Source organism: Shinella sp. M27 (assembly GCF_049199905.1).
Classification (GTDB): domain Bacteria; phylum Pseudomonadota; class Alphaproteobacteria; order Rhizobiales; family Rhizobiaceae; genus Shinella.
Genome location: NZ_JBLZPK010000065.1, coordinates 174,945 through 188,489, shown reverse-complemented (window position 1 = coordinate 188,489; position 13,545 = coordinate 174,945). Strand labels below are relative to the sequence as shown.

Genomic DNA, 13,545 nt, shown 5'->3' with positions numbered 1-13,545 from the left:
CCCCGTTATAAGAGGAGAAATGCCATGACAGTCCAGACCCGAGTCAAGGAACGCGCTGAAGAACAGGCTTCCGCCATGACCCCCGACCAGCAGGCCATGATCCGCATGGTCGCCAACGACCTGCACCGCCTCAACCAGTCCGTCATGAAGGCGGTCGAGGCCGGCGTTTCGGTCGAGCTCGTCCGCTCCGCCCGCCACCACGGTGGAGAGGGCAACTGGGGCGACCTCTTGATCCCGGTCATCGTGACGCAGGGTCGCGGCTGATAGGCATCATCCAGTCAAAGAAAATCCCCGGCGTTCCCTGCGCCGGGGATTTTTCGTTTCAGGCATTCCGCATCATCCGCCGGCTTTTATGGCATCCATCCGAAACATCCGGGCAAAGAAGGCTCGGTCGGAGAGCTGGCGCAGCAGAGCGGCAAGGATGGCCGTTGCCGCGATGGCGAAGACAATTCGCCCGATAAGCACGCCGTACACATCCGCCCCAAGCGAGATCACGATGAGCGTGTCCTCGATCACGCTATGGGCAAAGCCCATGAAAACGCAGGACAAAAAAATCTGGCGCGGCGATATCGCGCCCGATTGCGCCTCGCGGATCAGAAGGCCGGCGCCATAGGAAATGCCGAGGAAGAGACCAACGGCGGTGAGATGCTCCGCCTCGCCGCGGATGCCTGCCAGACGCAGCACCGGCGAAAGCGCCTTCATCAAGAGAGCCAGCACGCCGGTGACCGTGAGAAGCTCGAGGCTCCAGGAGAGGACGACGAGGATGACGAGCATCCAGACCATCGTCTCCGCAAGGCCGCGCAGATAGTGGGCCCAATCGGGGGTCGCGCCGAGCGGGATCCAGGCGGGATCAACCGGGGCCGAAAGCCAGCCTGTCGCGTTGAGCACATGATGCAGCAGGAAGGCATAGAGCAGGCCGCCGGCAAGGCGCAGCACCGTCGTGGCGATCATGCCCGGACCGGCCTGCTGAATGATCTTCTGCTCGATGGGGAGGCCGTGCGCAAACAGGATGAGCGCCGAAAAGACCGTGACGTCAGCCACGCTGAGCGAGGACACCGGAACGAGGGTGAAGAGGAGCGGCACGGCACCCCATATCCCGACGAGCATGCCGGTCAACCATGCCAGACCGAGTTCGGGCGGAAGCCCGACAAGGTTCATGATCGGTGCAAAAGCCGGCGTCATCGCCTCGATCACGCCCATCCTGGCCAAAAACTCCGTCAGGAGGGCAATAGGGACGGTAATCCGGACAAGCACCCAGTAGATGGCGAGGGTTTCCCTGGTCTTGTTCAGGGCGTACGTGACGAACGGCATGGCGGGCTCCTCTTGCGTTGTCCATCCTCTAGCCCGAACCGCTTCGCACTTTTGGTCAAAGATTGCAGTCGAATGCAATTTTATTGCAAAGATCGCGTTGGGGAATATGCTCGGCCCATGGACCGCATCGACAAGAAGCTTCTGAACCTCCTGCAACGCGACGCGTCGCGCACCAATGTGGATCTCGCGGATGCAGTGGGCCTGTCGCCCTCGAGCTGCCTGCGCCGCACGCAGCGGCTCCGAAAATCCGGTGTGATCGAGCGTATCGTCGCGATCCTCAATCCGGCCAAGGCGGGCCGCACGATCAAGGCACTGGTCACGGTGGAACTCAAGCTGCACGGCGAGCAGCACATGCGCCGCTTCCTGGATATTGCCGTTGCCGAAGAGGCCGTTTCGCAGGCCTATGCCGTCACCGGCGAGACCGATGTCGTCCTGATGCTGCGCCTGTGCGACATGGAGGAATATGTGCCGCTCTGCGACCGGCTGTTCAGCGACGAAAACAACGTCGCCCGGTTCTTCACCATGGTGGTCATCCGCACGGCGAAAGAGGAAACCGCCATCCGGCTTTGACGGGATCCTGCGAACAAAAGAAAACCCCGGCGCGCTTTCTACGCGCCGGGGCTCTGCATTCGATCCGAATAACGGCACTCAGGCCGCGCGATAAACCGCCGCGTGTTCGTCGGCCTCCAGGCGGAACTGCTCGACCAGCATCATCAGCGTGTCGGCATCGCCGGCAAGCTTGCGGCTGGCGGTGGTCGTGAGATCCACCATCGAGGCGTTCTGCTGGGTCATCTGGTCCATCTGGTTGACGGAACCATTGACCTCCTGAAGGGCGGCCGCCTGGTCGCGGCTCGCCGTCGCCATCATATCCACATGCTGGCTGACGGTGACGATCTGCTGGCTGATCGAAGCGAGCACCGAACCCGTCTCCTGCACGAGGTGCGAACCGGCGCTGACCTCGCTCGTCGACTTCTCGATCAGGCCCTTGATCTCGCGGGCGGCACTGGCCGAACGCTGGGCAAGCTCGCGCACTTCCTGCGCCACGACGGCAAAGCCCTTGCCGGCCTCGCCTGCCCGTGCCGCTTCGATACCGGCATTGAGGGCAAGCAGATTGGTCTGGAAGGCGATGTCGTCGATGACCTCGATGATCTGCTCGATTTGGCGCGAGGCGCCCTCGATGCGGCCCATGGCGGCGATCGCATTGTTGACGACGGAGGCGGAGCTGTCAGCACTGCGCTTGGTGGCGCCGACGACGACATTGGCTTCATGCGCCCGCTCGGCGGAGGAGCGCACGGTCACGGTGATCTGCTCGACGGCGGCGGCGGTCTCCTCCAGCGAAGAGGCCTGCGCTTCGGTGCGCTTGGAGAGCGCATCGGCCGATTGCAGCATATCGTTGCCGCTGCGCTGGATCGACAGCGCATTGGAGCGAATCTGGCCGAGCGTGTCCTGAAGGCGTTCGAGCGAGACGTTGAAGTCCTGGCGCAGCTGTTCGAGACGGCCGGTAAACGGCGTATCGATCTGGCGCGACAGGTCGCCCTGGGCGAGACGCCCGAGGCCGGCGGCAAGTGCGTTCACCGCGAAATCGATCTGCCGGTCAAGCGCCTGCTTTTCCGCATCGTTGCGGCTGCGTTCGGCTTCCGCCTCGGCGCGCTGCTGCTCGCTTTCGGCTTCCACGCGGATTTTCGACAGCGCGTTTTCCTTGAACACGCCGAGCGCGCGGGCCATGTCGCCGATTTCGTCGGCGCGGCCTTCGCCTGATATGCCGGTGTCGAGGAAACCATCGGCCAGGCGGCGCATCGCACCGGTGATCTGGCCGATCGGGCCTTTCAGCGTCAGAACCAGCGCGATACCGGCCAGCACGGCGATCGCCGCGCCGATGACGGTCGCGAGAACGGAGACCTGGTTGGCCTTTTCCCGTTCCGTGCCGGCGCTGGTCTTCTGCTCCTCGGCAAACTGGCTGAGCAGGTTCCAGATGGAATCGATGGACATGCCGGCCGCATCGAAATCCGCATTGCGCTGGGCGCTGATCTTTACCAGCGCATCGCTGTCGGCCTGGATGCGTTCCAGAACCGGCGTCAGCGTCTCGTCGACCGTGTCGAAGAACGGCAGGCCGCTTGCCGTGCCGCGCAGGCCCTTGATGTCGATCTGCAGCATGGAGAGGTTGCCGAGCAGCTTGACGCGATTGTCGTCCGAGGTCTGGCCGAGGAAACGCACGGCGGCGACTTCGATGTCGTCGATCGACGAGACCAGCTTGCGTGTCGAGGCGAGAACCGCCTCGGACTTGATGATCGGCTCGTCGAGCTCGCCGAAGATGCGGGTCGCTTCGCGCATCTTTTCGGCGGCGGCCCCCTGCATCTGAATGGTGACCTGGCGGAAGCGGTTCACGCGGCGCGCGATTTCCGGCACCGTGACGGAAGCGGGCTCCGACGAGGACAGGAAGCCGCTGAGTTCGTCGATCGTGTTGCGGATGGTGATGGAGACGACCTTCTGGTTCTTCGGAAGGATCGTCGAGATGGAGCGCTCGGTCTTCGAAATGAAGGGGAAACGCTCCTTGATGACCTTCAGCTGGTCATCAGGCGTGGCGCCGCGGCTGAATTCCGAGAGCAGGTCGCCGAAGAACTTGCTGGCCGTCGTCAGGCGCTCGGCCTCGCGCAGCATGCTCTTTGCGGCGTTCTCGTTCTGCCGCACGGTGCGCTGCAGCTTCGTCGCCTCGTCAAGGATCTTGACCTGCTCGCTGGACAGCGTGCTGAGGTTCTTGCCCATCTTGTCGTGCAGCTTGTTCTCGTTGACATAGAGCAGCCACAGCCCGTCCATGCGCGCCTCGATGTCCTTGGTCTGCTTCTGGGCATCCATAAGCTTGGAGGCATCGACATCGGGCGTCAGGCCGTCCATCGTCTGGCGAAGAAGGGATACCTGCGCCTTCAGCCGCTCGTTGACCGCATCGCGGGTCTCCTCGCTGGTGTTCTGAAGGAACCGGTTCATGCCGGCATAGACGTCCTTGAAGCCGCTCAGCGACTGGAGAACGCTGTTGGAAATTTCCATGCGGCCCTGCAGCAGGCCGGAGGCATAAAGCCCGGTAAAGCCCACGGCGCAGATCGAGAGCACGAAGGGCAGAATGAAGACCAGAACCTTCGTCTGGATTTTGAAGCGTGCGAGAATGCGATCAATAAACATTGGCGGAACATCCGTTGTCGGCGTGCTCCACCCCTGCCCCTTTTTAGGGCCTCCCCAGGATTCGGACGCCGGATTACCGACTTCATGCGGCCGCAATGCCGCGTATCCGGGGGAGCAGTCATTGCATGCCGCAGGCATCCATAATGGGACGCGGCTTCCGGAACCCTATGCGGGGATCATCGGCGGCAATCTTTAAAATTCCATCACCAATTTCAACCGATTTATGACGGTCGGAATTCAGAGGGCAGCGACGGCAAGGACAGCGACGAGAACAGCTGCAAGCGCGCAGTTGATGCCGATCGCAACGAGGCGGCGGCGGCTTTCTTCGGCGGCTGCAATGGCGATGGCGCGGGCAGGACGGCGTCTTTCAGACATGCGGCGATACTCCGTTACGCGAGAACAGATACCCGGATGATCCGGCCAGCCGGCCCACATCATGTTGTCTCCCGAAGGCGGGAAACGCCGACATTCCGGCAGCATCGGCCGCGAGGTCTTAACGGGCGGTAAAGACCGTATCGCTATTCCTGCGTCGCAGGCTCACGCATCCAGGCCCGCCGCATGGCCGGAGGCCCAGGCCCACTGGAAATTGTAACCGCCGAGCCAGCCGGTCACATCCACCGCCTCACCCACGAAATAGAGCCCCGGCACCGTCTTCGCCGCCATGCTGCGGGAATCGAGCGCTGCCGTATCGACACCGCCGAGCGTGACTTCCGACGTGCGATAGCCTTCCGAGCCCGGCGGACGGAAACGCCAGTCGCGCAGCTTCTGCACGAGCGCCTCGATGCGTTTTCCCGGCTGCTCGGCAAGCGTCCCGTCGATACCGAGTTCGCTGACGAGAAGCTGCGCCAGCTTCTTCGGGATATGGTCGGCAAGCACCGTCTGCACCGCCTGCCGGCCGTTCTGCTTGCGAGCGGCGGCAATGACGGCGGCGAAGTCGAGATCGGGGCGGATGTGCAGCGAGATCTCCTCGCCTTCGCGCCAATAGGAGGAGATTTGCAGGATGGCGGGGCCGCTGAGGCCGCGATGGGTGAAGAGGGCCGCTTCCGCAAATTCCGTCTTACCGTGGCGGGCGATGACATCCACGGCGACGCCCGGCAGGCCGTCATGCGCGGCAAGCGTCACCGGATCGAGCATCAGCGGCACCAGGCCTGCGCGGGTTTCCGTGACGGCTAAGCCGAACTGCTCGGCGACACGGTAGGCAAACCCCGTCGCGCCCATTTTCGGGATCGACTTGCCGCCGGTAGCGATGACCAGCGAGGCCGCCTCGATGAGGCCGTGCTCCGTGGCGATGCGGAAGGAATGGCCGTCATGGGCGATGTCGGTGATGGCGGTCGAAAGGCGAAGCTCCGCGCCTGCCGCCTTCATTTCGGCAAGCAGCATGGCGATGATGTCCTTCGCCGAGTTGTCGCAGAACAGCTGGCCCAGGGTCTTTTCATGCCAGGCTATGCGGTGGCGCTCGACCAGATCGAGGAAATCGCGCGGCGTGTAGCGGGCGAGCGCCGATTTGGCGAAATGCGGGTTGGCCGAGAGGAAATTCTTCGGGCCGGCATGGATGTTGGTGAAGTTGCAGCGCCCGCCGCCGGAGATGCGGATTTTCTCACCGGGCGCCTTCGCATGGTCGAGCACCAGCACGCGGCGACCCCGCCTGCTTGCTTCGATGGCGCACATCATGCCTGCCGCGCCTGCCCCGATAATGACGACGTCCCGCCGTTCTGCCACGTCCAAAATCCCCGTTCGCCTTTCCTTTCTGCTATCGCGCCAGAAAGTCAATCGGGACAGGAAAAACAAAAAATACCGCAAAAATCGCGTTTTCTACCCCCCGGGGGGAGCTAGTAAAGGGTTTAACTCTGTCTATGATGGCGCCATCGTCAACAAACCCGGTGTGTCATGCCGTCCAAAAAGAAAGTCGTTACCCCTACAATCGAGAAAGCCGTACGCTCTGGAAAAGTACCTCCCTCCATCAGCGTGCCACGAGGGGTAAAGACCTGGAAGGACGCCGCAGACTGGCTTCGGGCCCGCGGTATCGAGGATATCGAATGCATCACGCCTGATCTTGCAGGCGTCCCGCGCGGGAAGATGATGCCGTCGTCGAAATTCACCTCGAACACCTCGCTGGCGCTGCCTTCCGCCCTCTACCGCCACACGATTTCCGGCGACTACCCGGAAGAGACCGGCAATTTCCGCTATGAGCCGCGCGACAGCGACCTCAAGCTGTTGCCGGATCTTTCGACGCTGTCCGTCGTGCCGTGGGAAACCGATCCGACCGCGCAGGTCATCTGCGACATCGTCGGCTCGACCGGCGAAAGCGTGCCCTATACGCCGCGCAACGTTCTGAAGAACGTCGTGAAGATGTATAGCGACCGCGGCTGGAAACCGGTCGTGGCCCCTGAGATCGAGTTCTATCTCGTCGCGATGAACGAGGACCCGGACTATCCGCTGCATCCGCCGAAGGGCCGGTCCGGCCGCGCCATCCAGGGCGGCCAGGGCTATTCCATCGCAGGGATCAACGAGTTCGACGAACTGATCGACGACATCTACCACTTCTCGGAAAAGCAGGGTCTCGAGATCGACACCCTGATCCACGAAGAGGGTCCGGCACAGCTCGAAATCAACCTGCGCCACGGCGATCCGGTGGAACTGGCCGACCAGGTGTTCCTGTTCAAGCGCACGATCCGCGAGGCGGCGCTCAAACACGGCATCTATGCCACCTTCATGGCCAAGCCCATGCAGGGCCAGGCGGGATCGGCGATGCACATCCACCAGTCGGTGGTGGAGATCGAGACGGGCAAGAACGTCTTCTCCAATCCGGACGGATCGGCTTCGAAGGAGTTCTTCCACTTCATCGGCGGCATGCAGGCCTATGTGCCGAAGACGCTTGTCATGATGGCGCCCTATGTGAACTCCTATCGCCGCCTGACGCCCGAAATGTCGGCGCCGGTCAACAATGCCTGGGGTTATGACAACCGCACCACCGCTTTCCGCATCCCGGTTTCGGATGCCGCAGCGCGGCGCGTCGAGAACCGTCTGCCGGGATCGGATGCCAATCCGTATCTCGCGCTCGCGGCCTCGCTCGGCTGCGGCCTGCTCGGCATCATGAACCAGATCGATCCGAGCCCGCCGACGGAAGACACCGCCAATGAAGGGTCGATCGACCTGCCGCGCGGCCTTCTCGAAGCCGTCTCGCTGCTGGAATCGGACCCGGCCCTGGCGGAGGTTCTGAGCGCGGAGTTCATCGGGCTCTATGCCGGCGTCAAGCGCGGCGAGTTCGAGACCTTCATGCAGGTGATCAGCCCCTGGGAACGCGAGTTCCTGCTGCTCAACGTCTGAGCTATCAGGCGGTCCGGGCCGCTGAAACGATCAGTCCCTGAGAAGCGGCCGGCGCCCCGGCGCGCCGCCGCACCCTCCTGACCGAATGAGTGTGCGCTATGCCCTGGCAAAGCCCGATTTCCCCCGGCGTCTCCTGGTATGAGGCCAGTGTCGGCGACCGTCCCGAATATGCCCCGCTCGACGGCTCCGTCGAGACCGATGTCGCCGTTGTCGGCGGTGGTTTCACCGGCCTGCAGGCCGCCTACAATCTCGCGAAGAAGGGCGTGCGCGTCACGCTCATCGAGGCGCATCGCTTCGGCGACGGTGCCTCCGGCCGCAATGGCGGCCAGCTCGGCACCGGCCAGCGCTCCGACGCGGAGACGCTTGAGGCCGAACTCGGCTTCGAGCGCGCCAAGGCGCTGTTCGACCTCGCGGAAAATGCCAAGCAGCATATCCACGATTTCGCCGCCGCGCAGAACCTCGAAATCGACTACGTGCCCGGCCAGCTCAATGTCAGCCACAAGGCGAGCTACGAAAAGGACTTCCGCGACCATATCGAGATCGCCGCGACCCGCTTCGGCTACAAGCATCTGAGCTATATGGACCGCACAGAGACCGAACAGCGCGTCGGCTCGAAGCGCTTCTTCTTCGGCATGCGCGACACCGGCACCGGCCATATCCACCCGATGAAGCTCCTGGTCGGCGTTGCCCGCGCGGCACAGGCGGCCGGCGCCAGCCTGCATGAAAAGACCCCTGCCCTGAAGATCGAGCGGGCGGGCGGCAAGGCCGTGATCACCACCGCGAAGGGCACGATCCGCGCCGACAAGGCCTTGATCTGCTGCAATGCCTATATCGGCAATCTCGAGCCGAAGACGGCGGCGCATGTGATGCCGATCCGCTCCTTCATCGGCGCAACCGTGCCGCTCGATAAATTCCCCTCGGTCATTCCCGGCGGCGAGGCGATCGCTGATACGCGTTTCGTCGTGCGCTATTTCCGCAAGACCCGCGACGGCCGTCTGCTGTTCGGCGGTCGCGAGGCCTATTCGGAAAATCTCGACGACATGACACCGCCCATCCGCCGGCAGATCGAGGAGGTCTATCCGGAGCTGAAGGGCATCGAACTCACCCATGCCTGGGGCGGCTCCGTCGGCATCACCATGCCGCGCAAGCCCTATGTCCGCGAGGTCATGCCCGGCATTACGACGATCGGCGGTTATTCCGGCCACGGCGTCATGCTGTCAAACTATTGTGGCAAGCTCTATGCCGAGGACGTAACCGGTGGAAGCCCGGAGCTCGACCAGCTGAAGGCCCTGAAAATCCCGGCCTTCCCCGGTGGGTCGAGGTTCCGTTCGCCCCTTCTGTTCCTCGCCATGACATGGTACGCGCTGCGCGACAGGCTTTGATCGACACGGAACATCGATTTTGTTGCGTTGCACGCTGGTGTTTTTAAATCGATTAGATTATAACGCCCGACAACAGAACGAGATCGAGATATCCGATGAGCAGCCAGATCATTCCTGTTGAACCCTTCGACTATGTCGTCTTCGGCGGAACCGGCGATCTTGCGGAACGCAAGCTTCTTCCGGCCCTCTACCACCGCCAGCTCGACGGCCAGCTCTCCGACCCGACGCGCATCATCGGCGCGTCGCGTACGGCCTTCACGGATGCGGAATACCGCAAGTTCGCCGTCGACGCGCTGAAGGAGCACCTGAAGCCCGGCGAATTCGAGGACGAACAGGTCAAGACCTTCTGCGACCGGCTGTTCTATGTCGCCGTCGATGCCAAATCCGACGCCGGCTGGGACAAGCTGAAAGAGCTGCTCGACGAGGGCAAGGAGCGCGTGCGCGCCTTCTATCTTGCCGTCGCACCGGCGATCTTCGGCGACATCTCGGAAAAGATCCGCGACCACAAGCTCATCACCAAGCAGACCCGCATCGTCGTCGAGAAGCCGATCGGCCGCGACCTCGCCTCCGCCGACGCGCTGAACAACACGATCGGCAAGGTTTTCCGCGAAGAGCAGATCTTCCGCATCGACCACTATCTCGGCAAGGAGACGGTGCAGAACCTGATGGCGCTGCGCTTTGCCAATGCGCTCTACGAGCCGCTGTGGAACTCCGCCCATATCGACCACGTGCAGATCACGGTCGCCGAGGCCGTCGGTCTCGAAAGCCGCGCCGGCTATTACGACAAGGCCGGGGCGCTGCGCGACATGGTGCAGAACCACATTCTCCAGCTGCTCTGCCTTGTCGCGATGGAAGTGCCCTCCTCCATGGACGCCGAAGCCGTGCGCGACGAAAAGCTGAAGGTGCTGCGCGCGCTGAAGCCGATCGACCAGTATAATGTGGAGCGCCTGACGGTGCGCGGCCAGTATCGTGCCGGTGCTTCGGCTGGCGGCCCCGTCAAGGGCTACCTCGAAGAGCTGGAGGGCGGCGTCTCCAACACGGAAACCTTCGTCGGCATCAAGGCCGAGATCGGCAACTGGCGCTGGGCGGGCGTGCCCTTCTATATCCGCACGGGCAAGCGGCTTGCTGCGCGCATGTCGGAGATCGTCATCACCTTCAAGCCGATCCCGCATTCGATCTTCGATCCCACCGCGGGCCGCATCGAGGCCAACCAGCTGATCATCCGCCTCCAGCCGGACGAAGGCGTCAAGCAGTCGCTGATGATCAAGGACCCCGGTCCGGGCGGCATGCGCCTGCGCAACGTCTCGCTCGACATGAGCTTCGCGGAAGCGTTCGACGCCCGCAACGCGGACGCCTATGAGCGCCTGCTGCTCGACGTCGTCAGGAACAACCAGACGCTCTTCATGCGCCGCGACGAAGTGGAAGCCGCTTGGCGTTGGGTCGATCCGATCCTGAAAGCCTGGGAAGCGACCGGCCAGCAGGCGCAGGGCTACACCGCCGGCACCTGGGGTCCGAGCCAGTCGATCGCGCTGATCGAGCGCGACGGCCGTACCTGGCATGAAGCGTAGGGAATTGCGATGAGCGCGAGACTGCATGAATTCAAGGACGGCGCCGATCTGGCCGAAGGCCTGGCGGACACGGTGTCCGCCGCGCTTGCCGAGGCCATCGCGGCCCGCGGCAAGGCAACCATCGCGGTCTCCGGCGGCTCGACCCCGAAGGCCTTCTTCAAGGCGCTGTCCAGCCGCGACATCGACTGGGCGAAGGTGACGGTCACGCTGGTCGACGAGCGCTTCGTGCCGGCCGACAATCCGCGCTCCAACCATCTGCTGGTTGCCGGAAACCTGCTTCAGAACAAGGCGAAGGCCGCAGGCTTCCTGCCCCTCTACCGGCACGCCGACAGCGCGGAAGAGGCGGCAAAGATCGTCTCGGCAGATGCCGCGAACCTCGGCGCACCCTTCGACGTCGCGATCCTCGGCATGGGAACGGACGGGCACACGGCCTCGTTCTTCCCGGGCGGCAACAATCTCGCGGAAGCGATCTCGGCCGAGACGCCGCGCGGCGTGATCACCATGGAAGCCGAGGGCGCGGGTGAAACCCGCCTCACCTTCACCTTCGCCAGCCTTCAGGATGCCCGCCTTCTGGTGCTGCATATCGAAGGCCAGGGCAAGAAGGACGTTCTGGCCGCCGCGGAAAGCGACGGCCCCGAAACCGACATGCCGATCCGCGCCATTCTCAGGCGTGCGGCAACGCCGGTCGATATCTACTGGGCGCCCTAACACGCCCAGCCGGCTGAAGCCGAACATGCCGGCGCGTGGCGCCGTTCAACCGCGGATGGCGCAGCACTCCCGCCCGCCTTGCCGTGCAAAAATGCAATCGAGGAAGTCAGGATAGCTCCCATGTCCGCCGACAAACGCATCGAAGCCATCACCGCCCGTATCGTCGAACGCTCCAAGCCGCATCGCGAGCCCTATCTCGGCCGCGTCCGCGCCGCCATCTCCAAGGGTGTGCACCGCTCGATCCTCTCCTGCGGCAACCTCGCGCACGGCTTTGCGGTCTGTTCCCCCGCCGAGAAGGACGCGCTCGCCGGCGACCGCGTCCCGAACCTCGGCATCATCACCTCCTACAACGACATGCTCTCGGCCCATCAGCCCTTCGAGACCTACCCGGCGCTGATCCGCGATGCCGCGCGGGAAGCCGGCGGCGTGGCGCAGGTGGCGGGCGGCGTGCCGGCCATGTGCGACGGCGTCACCCAGGGCCAGCCGGGCATGGAACTTTCGCTGTTTTCACGCGATCTCATCGCCATGGCGGCCGGTGTAGGCCTGTCGCACAACATGTTCGATTCGGTCGTCTATCTCGGCGTCTGCGACAAGATCGTGCCCGGGCTTACGATTGCGGCCCTGACCTTCGGCCACCTGCCCGCCGTGTTCATTCCCGCCGGCCCGATGACATCGGGCCTGCCGAACGACGAGAAGGCGCGCGTGCGCCAGCTTTTCGCCGAAGGCAAGGTCGGGCGGGCCGAACTGCTGGAAGCCGAGTCGAAATCCTATCACGGCCCCGGCACCTGCACCTTCTACGGAACCGCGAACTCCAACCAGATGCTGATGGAGATCATGGGTTTCCACATGCCCGGCGCCTCCTTCATCAATCCCGGCACGCCGCTGCGTGATGCGCTGACCAAGGAAGCCGCCAAGCGGGCGCTCGCCATTACCGCGCAGGGCAACGAATTCACGCCGGCCGGCGAGATGATCGACGAGCGTTCGGTCGTCAACGGCGTCGTCGGCCTGCATGCCACGGGCGGTTCGACCAATCACACGCTGCATCTCATCGCCATGGCGCGCGCCGCCGGCATCATGCTGACCTGGCAGGATATTTCCGAACTGTCCGATGTCGTGCCGCTGCTCGCCCGCGTCTATCCGAACGGTCTTGCCGACGTGAACCATTTCCACGCCGCCGGCGGCATGGGCTTCCTCATCCAGGAACTCCTGAAGACCGGCATGCTGCATGACGACGTGCGCACGGTCTACGGTCAGGGCCTCAAGGCCTATACGGTCGATGCCAGGCTCGGCGAGAACGGCGCGGTCGTGCGCGAACAATCGCCGAAGGTCAGCCACGATCCGAAGGTGCTCGCCAGTATCGAGACGCCCTTCCAGCCGACCGGCGGCCTCAAGATGCTGACAGGCAATATCGGCAAGGCGGTCATCAAGATCTCCGCCGTCAAGCCGGAGCGCCATGTCATCGAAGCGCCGGCAAAGGTCTTTCACGACCAGCTCGAGCTCAACACCGCCTTCAAGGCCGGCGAACTGACCGGCGATTTCGTCGCCGTCGTGCGCTTCCAGGGCCCGAAATCGAACGGCATGCCGGAGTTGCACAAGCTCACCACCGTGCTCGGCATTTTGCAGGATCGCGGCCAGCGCGTGGCGCTGCTCACGGACGGGCGGATGTCCGGCGCCTCCGGCAAGGTGCCGGCTGCCATCCATGTCACGCCCGAAGCAGTGGACAACGGCCCGATCGGCCGCATCAGGAACGGCGACATGATCCGGCTGGACGCCGCCCATGGCACGATCGAAGTTCTGGTGGATGCCGCCGAATTTGCCGCTCGCCCGCAGGCGACCGCCGATCTCTCCGGCAACGAATTCGGCATGGGCCGCGAACTCTTCGCCGCCTTCCGCGCCATTGCCGGACCGGCGGATCACGGCGCGAGCGTGCTTTTCGCTTGAGCAGCGTCTCCTTCGGGCAGGCCTGAACCACAAACTCAACGTCATCCTCGGCCTTGAGCCGAGGATCCACAGCCACAGGTGGTGGCGTGCGCTTGGATGGATGCTCGGGTCAAGCCCGAGCATGACGGAGGAGA

Annotated in this window: 11 protein-coding genes; 7 read left to right on the top strand and 4 right to left on the bottom strand. The window is 63.7% G+C overall.

The window, feature by feature from the left end; genetic code table 11:
• The first annotated feature begins 24 nt into the window (after positions 1-24).
• Positions 25-264, top strand: coding sequence for a hypothetical protein (locus ACOZK4_RS24690; protein ID WP_023516665.1), 240 nt, complete (start codon positions 25-27; stop codon positions 262-264).
• 72 nt (positions 265-336) lie between these two features.
• Here ACOZK4_RS24690 and ACOZK4_RS24685 read toward each other — a convergent pair whose 3' ends face one another.
• Positions 337-1,311, bottom strand: coding sequence for a nucleoside recognition domain-containing protein (locus ACOZK4_RS24685; RefSeq protein ID WP_421594327.1), 975 nt, complete (start codon positions 1,309-1,311; stop codon positions 337-339).
• Positions 1,312-1,428: 117 nt separating this feature from the next.
• On the opposite strand from ACOZK4_RS24685, the gene ACOZK4_RS24680 reads away from it, so the two are divergent.
• Complete coding sequence (locus ACOZK4_RS24680; protein WP_421594326.1) at positions 1,429-1,881, top strand: Lrp/AsnC family transcriptional regulator; 453 nt, start codon at positions 1,429-1,431, stop codon at positions 1,879-1,881.
• 78 nt (positions 1,882-1,959) lie between these two features.
• On the opposite strand, the gene ACOZK4_RS24675 is transcribed toward ACOZK4_RS24680, so the two are convergent.
• The 3 genes from ACOZK4_RS24675 to ACOZK4_RS24665 form a co-directional block, all read right to left on the bottom strand.
• Entirely contained in the window at positions 1,960-4,485 is a 2,526-nt protein-coding gene (locus ACOZK4_RS24675) for a methyl-accepting chemotaxis protein (RefSeq protein WP_421594325.1), read from the bottom strand.
• 237 nt (positions 4,486-4,722) lie between these two features.
• Positions 4,723-4,860 carry a hypothetical protein gene (locus ACOZK4_RS24670; RefSeq protein WP_421594324.1) on the bottom strand — a complete coding sequence of 46 codons (138 nt, stop codon included), beginning with the start codon at positions 4,858-4,860 and terminating at the stop codon, positions 4,723-4,725.
• A gap of 162 nt (positions 4,861-5,022) precedes the next feature.
• Entirely contained in the window at positions 5,023-6,204 is a 1,182-nt protein-coding gene (locus ACOZK4_RS24665; protein WP_421594323.1) for an NAD(P)/FAD-dependent oxidoreductase, read from the bottom strand.
• 168 nt (positions 6,205-6,372) lie between these two features.
• On the opposite strand from ACOZK4_RS24665, the gene ACOZK4_RS24660 reads away from it, so the two are divergent.
• From ACOZK4_RS24660 to edd, 5 genes are all read left to right on the top strand, one after another.
• Positions 6,373-7,812 (top strand): glutamine synthetase family protein, encoded by a 1,440-nt coding sequence (locus ACOZK4_RS24660; RefSeq protein ID WP_421594322.1) that lies wholly within the window; start codon positions 6,373-6,375, stop codon positions 7,810-7,812.
• A gap of 98 nt (positions 7,813-7,910) precedes the next feature.
• A complete protein-coding gene (locus ACOZK4_RS24655; RefSeq protein ID WP_421594321.1) occupies positions 7,911-9,194 on the top strand; it encodes an NAD(P)/FAD-dependent oxidoreductase in 1,284 nt (427 codons plus the stop codon).
• A 95-nt stretch (positions 9,195-9,289) separates the two neighbouring features.
• A complete protein-coding gene (gene zwf, locus ACOZK4_RS24650; protein WP_421594320.1) occupies positions 9,290-10,762 on the top strand; it encodes a glucose-6-phosphate dehydrogenase in 1,473 nt (490 codons plus the stop codon).
• A gap of 9 nt (positions 10,763-10,771) precedes the next feature.
• Complete coding sequence (gene pgl, locus ACOZK4_RS24645) at positions 10,772-11,470, top strand: 6-phosphogluconolactonase (protein WP_421594319.1); 699 nt, start codon at positions 10,772-10,774, stop codon at positions 11,468-11,470.
• 120 nt (positions 11,471-11,590) lie between these two features.
• Complete coding sequence (gene edd, locus ACOZK4_RS24640) at positions 11,591-13,411, top strand: phosphogluconate dehydratase (RefSeq protein WP_421594318.1); 1,821 nt, start codon at positions 11,591-11,593, stop codon at positions 13,409-13,411.
• The last annotated feature ends 134 nt before the right edge of the window (positions 13,412-13,545 follow it).

Bases quoted from the DNA above. Each gene is read 5' to 3' on its own strand.
- ACOZK4_RS24690 (WP_023516665.1), top strand. From the start codon at position 25: ATGACAGTCCAGACCCGAGTCAAGGAACGCGCTGAAGAACAGGCTTCC.
- ACOZK4_RS24685 (WP_421594327.1), bottom strand. From the start codon at position 1,311: ATGCCGTTCGTCACGTACGCCCTGAACAAGACCAGGGAAACCCTCGCC.
- ACOZK4_RS24680 (WP_421594326.1), top strand. From the start codon at position 1,429: ATGGACCGCATCGACAAGAAGCTTCTGAACCTCCTGCAACGCGACGCG.
- ACOZK4_RS24675 (WP_421594325.1), bottom strand. From the start codon at position 4,485: ATGTTTATTGATCGCATTCTCGCACGCTTCAAAATCCAGACGAAGGTT.
- ACOZK4_RS24670 (WP_421594324.1), bottom strand. From the start codon at position 4,860: ATGTCTGAAAGACGCCGTCCTGCCCGCGCCATCGCCATTGCAGCCGCC.
- ACOZK4_RS24660 (WP_421594322.1), top strand. From the start codon at position 6,373: ATGCCGTCCAAAAAGAAAGTCGTTACCCCTACAATCGAGAAAGCCGTA.
- ACOZK4_RS24655 (WP_421594321.1), top strand. From the start codon at position 7,911: ATGCCCTGGCAAAGCCCGATTTCCCCCGGCGTCTCCTGGTATGAGGCC.
- zwf (WP_421594320.1), top strand. From the start codon at position 9,290: ATGAGCAGCCAGATCATTCCTGTTGAACCCTTCGACTATGTCGTCTTC.
- pgl (WP_421594319.1), top strand. From the start codon at position 10,772: ATGAGCGCGAGACTGCATGAATTCAAGGACGGCGCCGATCTGGCCGAA.
- edd (WP_421594318.1), top strand. From the start codon at position 11,591: ATGTCCGCCGACAAACGCATCGAAGCCATCACCGCCCGTATCGTCGAA.